Raw genomic sequence first — 7,973 nt, forward strand, 5'->3', positions numbered from 1 at the left:
GCCGCAGCTGGCGCGTGGTCATTCCTTGCCTGCGATGCGCGCGCCCCAGGCGCGGGCCATGGCGGTCAGCGCCGCCTCGTCCATACGGGTCAGGCGGCGCTCTTCGAGCAGCTGCTCGCCGACAACCCAGACATGCAGCGCGCAGTCGCGGCTGGTGGCATAGATCAATTGTGACACAGGGTCGTGCACCGGCTGCTGGGCCAGGCCAGACAAGTCGAACGCCACCAGGTCGGCGGCCTTGCCCAGTTCCAGCGAGCCGATCTGTGTGTCCAGACCCAGGGCGCGGGCGCCATTAAGGGTCGCCATGCGCAAGGCCCGATGGGCGTCCAGTGCCGACGCCGAGCCGGCCACCGCTTTCGCCAGCAGGGCGGCGGTGCGGGTTTCGCCGAGCAAGTCGAGGTCGTTGTTGCTGGCCGCGCCATCGGTGCCTATAGCGACATTGACCCCGGCCTGCCACAAACGCTCAACCGGGCAGAAGCCGCTGGCCAGTTTCAGGTTGGATTCCGGGCAGTGGATCACGCTGGTGTTGCTTTCTACCAGCAGGGCCAGGTCGTCGTCGCTGATCTGGGTCATGTGCACCGCCTGCAGGCTCGGCCCCAGCAGACCAAGCCGCGCCAGCCGAGCCAACGGCCGTTCGCCGTGCTCGGCAACGGCCTGCTCGACTTCGCTGGCGGTCTCGTGGATGTGCATGTGCAGCGGCGCATCGAGCTGATCGGCAATCACGCGGATCTTCTCCAGCGTCTCGTCACCGACCGTATACGGCGCGTGGGGGCCGAGGGCTATGGTGATGCGCGGGTGGTGGCGCAACTCGCCGAACAGCTCGATGGCCTGATGCAGGGCGTCGTCCGCAGTCGCTGCACCGGGTATCGGGAAGTCCAGCAGCGGCACCGCCACCTGGGCGCGAATGCCGCTCTGCTCGACTTGCTCGCAGGCTTCGCGCGGATAGAAGTACATGTCGGCAAAGCAGGTTATGCCGCCCTTGAGCTGTTCGGCGATGGCCAGGTCGGTACCGTCGCGGACAAAGCCCGGATCGACCCAGCGGCCCTCGGCCGGCCAGATGTGCTCACGCAGCCAGGTCATTAGCGGCAAGTCGTCGGCCAGGCCGCGGAACAGGCTCATGGCGGCGTGGCCGTGGGCGTTGATCAGGCCTGGGCACAGCAGGCAGTCGGGCAACTCGCGCACCTGCAGCGCCGCCGGCGCGCGCTCGCGCGGGCCGAGCCAGGCGATCAAACCGTCGCGCAGGCCCAGCGCGTGCCCTTCGAGTACCACTCCGGCTGGCTCCACAGGCACCAGCCAGGTCGGCACCAGGAGCAGGTCGAGGGGGGCTACGGAGGTCGGCATGCGGCAGCTACCTGAAGGGTTTGGGCGGATCGCGCAGTATACCCGAGCGCCCGCGGCTGAGGCTCGCTATAATCGCCGGCTTTTGATCAGCAAAGCACGGGGAGAGGCGATGCGCGAGCGACTTTTGGCGGCAGAGAAGGTGACCGGCATTCAGTGGCGTGACGGCACCCTGCATCTGCTCGACCAGCGCCTGCTGCCGGCGCAAGAGCGCTGGCTGGCCTGTACCGACGTGTCTCAGGTAGTGAGCGCGATCCGCTCGATGGCGGTGCGCGGTGCGCCGGCCATCGGCATCAGCGCCGCTTATGGGTTGGTCCTGGCGCTGCGTGCCCGGCTTGCCGAGAAGGGCGACTGGGAAGAGTCGATCGAAGAAGACTTTCTGGATCTGGCCGAAGCGCGGCCCACCGCGGCCAACCTGTTCTCGGCGCTCAACCGCATGCGTGATCGCTTGCAGCGCCTGCGCCCCAATGAAAACCTGCTGGCGGCCATGGAGGCCGAGGCCATCGCCATCCACGACAGCGACCGCGAAGCCAACCTGACCATGGCCCAGTACGGCATCGAGTTGATCCGCCGCCAGCAAGGCAACGAGCAGACCATGCTGACCCACGGCAATGCCGGTGCGCTGGGCAGCGGGGGCTTCGGTACCGCGCTGGGCGTGCTGCGTGCAGCTTACCTTGAGGGCATGGTCGAGCGGATTTACGTCGGCGAGACCCGGCCCTGGCTGCAAGGCTCGCGCCTGACCGCCTGGGAGCTGGCGCAGGAAGGCGTGCCGGTCACCCTCTGCGCTGACTCGGCGATGGCGCATCTGATGAAGGTCAAGGGCATCACCTGGGTCGTGGTGGGTGCTGACTGCATCGCGGCCAACGGCGATGTCGCGGCCAAGATCGGCACTTACCAACTGGCGGTAGCGGCCATGCACCATGGCGTGCGCTTCATGGTGGTGGCGCCAAGCACCAGCATCGACCTGAACCTGGCAACCGGTGACGATATCCCGCTGGAAGAGCGCGAAGCAGACGAGCTGCTGGATGTTGCCGGCAATCGGGTTGCCGCACAGGTCGAGGTGTTCAATTCAGTGTTCGACGTGACTCCGGCTGACCTGGTTGACGTGATCGTGACCGAAAAAGGCGTGGTAGAGCGCCCAGACACCGCCAAGATCGCCCAGCTAATGTGCCGCAAGCGCCTGCATTGAGCGCCACCGCGCCGCGCAGGGCGCAGCTGTCGGGGCAAAGCGGCCATTGCTTGGCAGCGCCGCTTCTTGTTGCAGCTTGAGGCTTAAGCCTGATGCATTTTTGTGGTACCATCCGGCAGTTTCCAAGGCCGCCCGTTTATGCGGTCTTCATTGCGCAGATCCAAGGCACAACCTATTGATTTGTCGTAAGTCGTCGCACCACTGTGCGCTGCGGCGACGAGCTTCGTTCGTCCTCTGGGGACTTGGACGAGGTTTCACCAGAAAAAGGAATCAGGCTTCTCATGGGCGAACTGGCCAAAGAAATCCTCCCGGTCAATATCGAAGACGAACTGAGACAGTCTTACCTCGACTACGCGATGAGCGTGATTGTCGGGCGTGCACTGCCCGATGCGCGTGACGGCTTGAAGCCCGTGCATCGCCGCGTTCTGTTTGCGATGAGCGAGTTGGGCAACGACTGGAACAAACCGTACAAGAAGTCCGCCCGTGTGGTCGGTGACGTTATCGGTAAGTACCACCCGCACGGCGACACTGCGGTCTACGACACCATCGTGCGTATGGCCCAGCCATTCTCGCTGCGCTACCTGCTGGTCGACGGCCAGGGCAACTTCGGTTCGGTCGACGGCGACAACGCTGCGGCAATGCGATACACCGAAGTGCGCATGTCCAAGCTGGCACACGAGCTGCTGGCTGACCTGCACAAAGAAACCGTCGACTGGGTACCCAACTACGACGGCACCGAGCTGATCCCGGCGGTAATGCCAACGCGCATCCCCAACCTGCTGGTCAACGGCTCCAGCGGTATCGCCGTGGGCATGGCGACCAACATCCCGCCGCACAACCTCGGCGAAGTGATCGACGGCTGCCTGGCGCTGATCGACAATCCTGAAGTCACCATCGATGAGCTGATGCAGTTCATCCCTGGTCCGGACTTCCCGACTGCCGGCCTGATCAACGGCCGCTCCGGCATCATCGAGGCCTATCGCACCGGTCGTGGCCGCATCTATATGCGCGCCCGCTCCGAGATCGAAGACATCGACAAGGTCGGTGGCCGTCAGCAGATCGTCATCACCGAGCTGCCGTACCAGCTGAACAAGGCTCGCCTGATCGAGAAGATCGCCGAGCTGGTCAAAGAGAAGAAGCTCGAAGGCATCACCGAGCTGCGCGACGAGTCCGACAAGGACGGTATGCGCGTGGTCATCGAGCTGCGTCGCGGCGAGGTACCTGAGGTCGTGCTCAACAACCTCTACCAGCAGACTCAGCTGCAGAGCGTGTTCGGCATCAACATCGTCGCCTTGATCGACGGTCGTCCGCGCCTGCTCAACCTCAAGGACCTGCTCGAAGCGTTCGTCCGTCACCGCCGTGAAGTGGTGACCCGTCGTACCGTATTCGAGCTGCGCAAGGCCCGTGAACGTGGCCACATCCTTGAAGGCCAGGCTGTCGCACTGTCCAACATCGACCCGGTCATCGCCCTGATCAAGGCTTCGCCGACCCCGTCCGAAGCCAAGGAAGCCCTGGTTGCGATGCCGTGGGAATCGAGCGCGGTGCAGGTCATGGTCGAGCGCGCCGGCGCCGACTCGTGCCGCCCGGAAAACCTCGATGCCCAGTACGGCATGCGCGATGGCAAGTACTTCCTGTCGCCAGAGCAGGCCCAGGCCATTCTTGACCTGCGTCTGCACCGCCTGACCGGCCTCGAGCACGAAAAGCTGCTGGCCGAGTACCAGGAGATTCTCGAGCAGATCGGCGAGCTGATCCGCATCCTCAGCAGCGCCGAGCGGCTGATGGAAGTGATCCGCGAAGAACTCGAAGCGATCCGTGCCGAATACGGCGACGTGCGCCGCACCGAGATCCTTGATGCCCGTCACGACCTCAGCTACGGCGACATGATCCCGGAAGAAGAGCGTGTGGTGACCATCTCCCACGGCGGCTACGCCAAGACCCAGCCGTTGACCGCGTACCAGGCCCAGCGCCGTGGCGGCAAAGGCAAGTCGGCGTCCGGCGTCAAGGACGAGGACTACATCGAACACCTGCTGGTTGCCAACAGCCACGCCACGCTGTTGCTGTTCTCCAGCAAGGGCAAGGTCTACTGGCTGAAAACCTACGACATCCCGGAAGCCTCGCGCGCTGCCCGTGGCCGTCCGCTGGTCAACCTGCTGCCGCTGGAAGACGGCGAACGCATTACCGCCATGCTGCAGATCGACCTCGAAGCCCTGCAGCAGAGCGCCGATGTCGATGAAGAGCTGGAGGACGGCGACGACACCGTGCTCGAGGGTGAGCTGGTCGAAGCCGAAGAAGTCGACGAAGAAGACGGCGATACTGCCGAGTGGGCTGCAGAGCCTACCGGTGCCTACATCTTCATGGCGACGGCGTCCGGTACCGTCAAGAAGACCCCGTTGGCGCAGTTTGCGCGTCCACGTACCAGCGGCCTGATTGCGCTGAAGCTGAAAGAAGGCGACACCCTGATTGCCGCCGCCATCACCGATGGCGCCAAGGAAGTCATGATGTTCTCCGACGCCGGCAAGGTCATCCGCTTCGCTGAAAGCGTCGTGCGTGAAATGGGCCGTACCGCTCGCGGTGTGCGCGGCATGAAGCTGGGTAAAGGCCAGCGCATCATCTCGATGCTGATCCCCGAGTCCGGTGCGCAGATCCTCACCGCCTCCGAGCGTGGCTTCGGCAAGCGTACCCCGCTGTCCAAGTTCCCACGGCGCGGTCGTGGTGGTCAGGGCGTGATCGCCATGGGCACCAAGGGCCGTAACGGCCTGCTGATCGGCGCGATCCAGGTGCAGGAAGGTGAAGAGATCATGCTCATCTCCGACCAGGGCACGCTGGTGCGCACCCGCGTTGGCGAAGTCTCCAGCCTGGGTCGTAACACCCAGGGCGTGACCCTGATCAAACTGGCCAGCGACGAGACCCTGGTGGGCCTTGAGCGGATCCAGGAGCCATCCGAAGACCTCGAGGAGTTGCTCGAAGGCGAGGAGGGCGCAGAGGGCGTCGAACTCGATGCGGTAGAGGCGGCAGATGATGACGCCGGCGCCGCCGAAGAGGCGCCGCAGGAATAAACAGCGCAACAACCCGAGCGGGGCGGCCATGGTCGCCCCGCTTACTGACCAGAGCAGAGCGAGAGTGGATGTGAGCAAACGAGCCTTTAACTTCTGCGCAGGCCCTGCTGCGCTTCCTGAAGCAGTCCTGCAGCGCGCCCAGGCGGAAATGCTGGACTGGAATGGCAAAGGTCTGTCGGTGATGGAAATGAGCCATCGCAGCGATGACTACGTGGCCATTGCCGAAAAGGCCGAGCAGGACCTGCGTGACCTGCTGTCCGTCCCCTCCAATTACAAAGTGTTGTTTCTGCAAGGTGGCGCCAGCCAGCAATTTGCCGAGATCCCGCTGAACCTGCTGCCGGAAAACGGCACCGCGGACTACATCGAGACCGGCATCTGGTCGAAAAAGGCCATCGAAGAAGCGCGTCGCTTTGGCAACGTCAACATTGCTGCCAGCGCCAAGCCCTACGATTACCTCGCTATCCCCGGCCAGAACGACTGGACCCTGAGCAAGGACGCCGCTTACGTCCACTACGCGTCCAACGAAACCATCGGCGGCCTGCAGTTCGACTGGGTGCCGCAGACCGGTGACGTACCGTTGGTGGTCGACATGTCTTCGGACATCCTCTCGCGCCCGACCGACGTGTCCCAGTTCGGCTTGATTTACGCCGGCGCGCAGAAGAACATCGGCCCAAGCGGCCTGGTTGTGGTGATCGTGCGTGAAGACCTGCTCGGTCGCGCCCGCAGCAGCTGCCCGACCATGCTCGACTACAAGGTTTCGGCCGATAACGGCTCGATGTACAACACGCCGGCAACCTATTCCTGGTACCTCTCGGGGCTGGTCTTCGAGTGGCTCAAGGAGCAGGGCGGTGTCGAAGCCATGGAAGCGCGCAACCGGGCGAAAAAAGATCGCCTGTACGGCTTCATCGACTCCAGCGATTTCTACAGCAACCCGATCAGCGTCAACGCCCGTTCGTGGATGAACGTGCCGTTCCGCCTGGCCGACGAGCGCCTGGACAAAGCCTTCCTCGCCGGTGCTGACGCCCGCGGCCTGCTCAACCTCAAGGGCCATCGCTCGGTGGGCGGCATGCGCGCATCGATCTACAACGCCCTGGGTCAGGACGCCGTTGAAGCTCTGGTCAGCTACATGGCTGAATTCGAGAAGGAGCACGCCTGATGGTCGAGCACGAACTCAAAGCCCTGCGTGTACGCATCGACAGCCTCGACGAGAAGATCCTCGAGCTGATCAGCGAGCGCGCCCGCTGCGCCCAGGAAGTGGCTCGGGTCAAGATGGCCAACCTGGCCGAAGGCGAGACGCCGGTGTTCTACCGTCCCGAGCGGGAAGCTGCCGTGCTCAAGCGCGTCATGGAGCGCAACGGCGGCCCACTGGGCAACGAAGAGATGGCGCGTTTGTTCCGCGAAATCATGTCTTCGTGCCTGGCCCTGGAGCAGCCGCTGAAGGTCGCCTACCTCGGCCCTGAAGGTACCTTCACCCAGGCTGCGGCGATGAAGCACTTCGGCCACGCGGTGATCAGCCGGCCAATGGCGGCGATCGACGAAGTGTTCCGTGAAGTGGCCGCCGGTGCGGTCAACTTTGGTGTGGTGCCGGTGGAAAACTCCACCGAAGGTGCGGTCAGCCACACCCTCGACAGTTTCCTTGAGCACGACATGGTTATCTGCGGCGAAGTCGAGCTGCGCATTCACCATCACCTGCTGGTGGGCGAGAGCACCAAAACCGACAGTATCACCCGCATCTGTTCCCACGCCCAGTCGTTGGCCCAGTGCCGCAAGTGGCTCGATGCGCATTACCCGAATGTTGAGCGGGTGGCGGTGTCGAGCAACGCCGAAGCGGCCAAGCGGGTCAAGGGTGAATGGAACTCGGCGGCGATTGCCGGCGATATGGCAGCCAACCTGTATAGCCTGACGCGTATTGCCGAGAAAATCGAAGACCGCCCGGACAACTCCACGCGCTTCCTCATGATCGGCAGCCAGGAAGTGCCGCCGACCGGCGACGACAAGACTTCGATCATTGTGTCGATGAGCAACAAGCCGGGCGCGCTGCACGAGCTGCTGGTGCCGTTCCACGACAATGGCATCGACCTGACCCGGATCGAAACCCGGCCGTCGCGCAGTGGCAAGTGGACCTATGTGTTCTTTATTGATTTTGTCGGGCACCACCGTGATCCGTTGATCAAGGCTGTGCTGGAGCAGATCAGCCAGGAAGCCGTTGCGCTGAAAGTGCTGGGCTCGTATCCGAAGGCGGTACTCTGAGGTTGAGGCTGGTCTCTGCGCTACTGGGGCCGCGGGGCCGCCCCACGGCGGGCAACCCCCCCAAAGGGGCGCCACCCGGCCCCCGGGGGCAAAAAAAAAACCGGTGTTTATAGGGGCACAAAGCCGCTGTGGACAAAGGT

General features: G+C 63.8%; 5 protein-coding genes. 4 read left to right on the forward strand and 1 reads right to left on the reverse strand.

Annotated features, from left to right (window positions below; all coding sequences use genetic code 11):
• Positions 1-18: 18 nt before the first annotated feature.
• A complete protein-coding gene (locus M2396_RS23705) occupies positions 19-1,341 on the reverse strand; it encodes a TRZ/ATZ family hydrolase (RefSeq protein WP_259078955.1) in 1,323 nt (440 codons plus the stop codon).
• Positions 1,342-1,450: 109 nt separating this feature from the next.
• Between M2396_RS23705 and mtnA the strand changes: the two genes are divergently transcribed.
• The 4 genes from mtnA (at position 1,451) to pheA (ending at position 7,833) form a co-directional block, all read left to right on the forward strand.
• On the forward strand, positions 1,451-2,527 hold the full coding sequence (gene mtnA, locus M2396_RS23710) for an S-methyl-5-thioribose-1-phosphate isomerase (RefSeq protein ID WP_101321655.1): 1,077 nt from the start codon (positions 1,451-1,453) through the stop codon (positions 2,525-2,527).
• A gap of 281 nt (positions 2,528-2,808) precedes the next feature.
• On the forward strand, positions 2,809-5,583 hold the full coding sequence (gene gyrA / locus M2396_RS23715) for a DNA gyrase subunit A (protein ID WP_150571400.1): 2,775 nt from the start codon (positions 2,809-2,811) through the stop codon (positions 5,581-5,583).
• A gap of 70 nt (positions 5,584-5,653) precedes the next feature.
• A complete protein-coding gene (gene serC, locus M2396_RS23720; RefSeq protein ID WP_101323087.1) occupies positions 5,654-6,739 on the forward strand; it encodes a 3-phosphoserine/phosphohydroxythreonine transaminase in 1,086 nt (361 codons plus the stop codon).
• Positions 6,739-7,833 (forward strand): prephenate dehydratase, encoded by a 1,095-nt coding sequence (pheA, locus tag M2396_RS23725; RefSeq protein WP_259078957.1) that lies wholly within the window; start codon positions 6,739-6,741, stop codon positions 7,831-7,833. Before serC ends, pheA begins: the two co-directional genes overlap by 1 nt.
• Positions 7,834-7,973 lie beyond the last annotated feature (140 nt).

This window comes from Pseudomonas sp. BIGb0278, from assembly GCF_024809895.1.
Lineage (GTDB): Bacteria > Pseudomonadota > Gammaproteobacteria > Pseudomonadales > Pseudomonadaceae > Aquipseudomonas > Aquipseudomonas shirazensis.

What these genes read in the sequence shown, in the direction of transcription:
- M2396_RS23705 (WP_259078955.1), bottom strand. Translation starts at nt 1,341, where the DNA reads ATGCCGACCTCCGTAGCCCCCCTCGACCTGCTCCTGGTGCCGACCTGG.
- mtnA (WP_101321655.1), top strand. Translation starts at nt 1,451, where the DNA reads ATGCGCGAGCGACTTTTGGCGGCAGAGAAGGTGACCGGCATTCAGTGG.
- gyrA (WP_150571400.1), top strand. Translation starts at nt 2,809, where the DNA reads ATGGGCGAACTGGCCAAAGAAATCCTCCCGGTCAATATCGAAGACGAA.
- pheA (WP_259078957.1), top strand. Translation starts at nt 6,739, where the DNA reads ATGGTCGAGCACGAACTCAAAGCCCTGCGTGTACGCATCGACAGCCTC.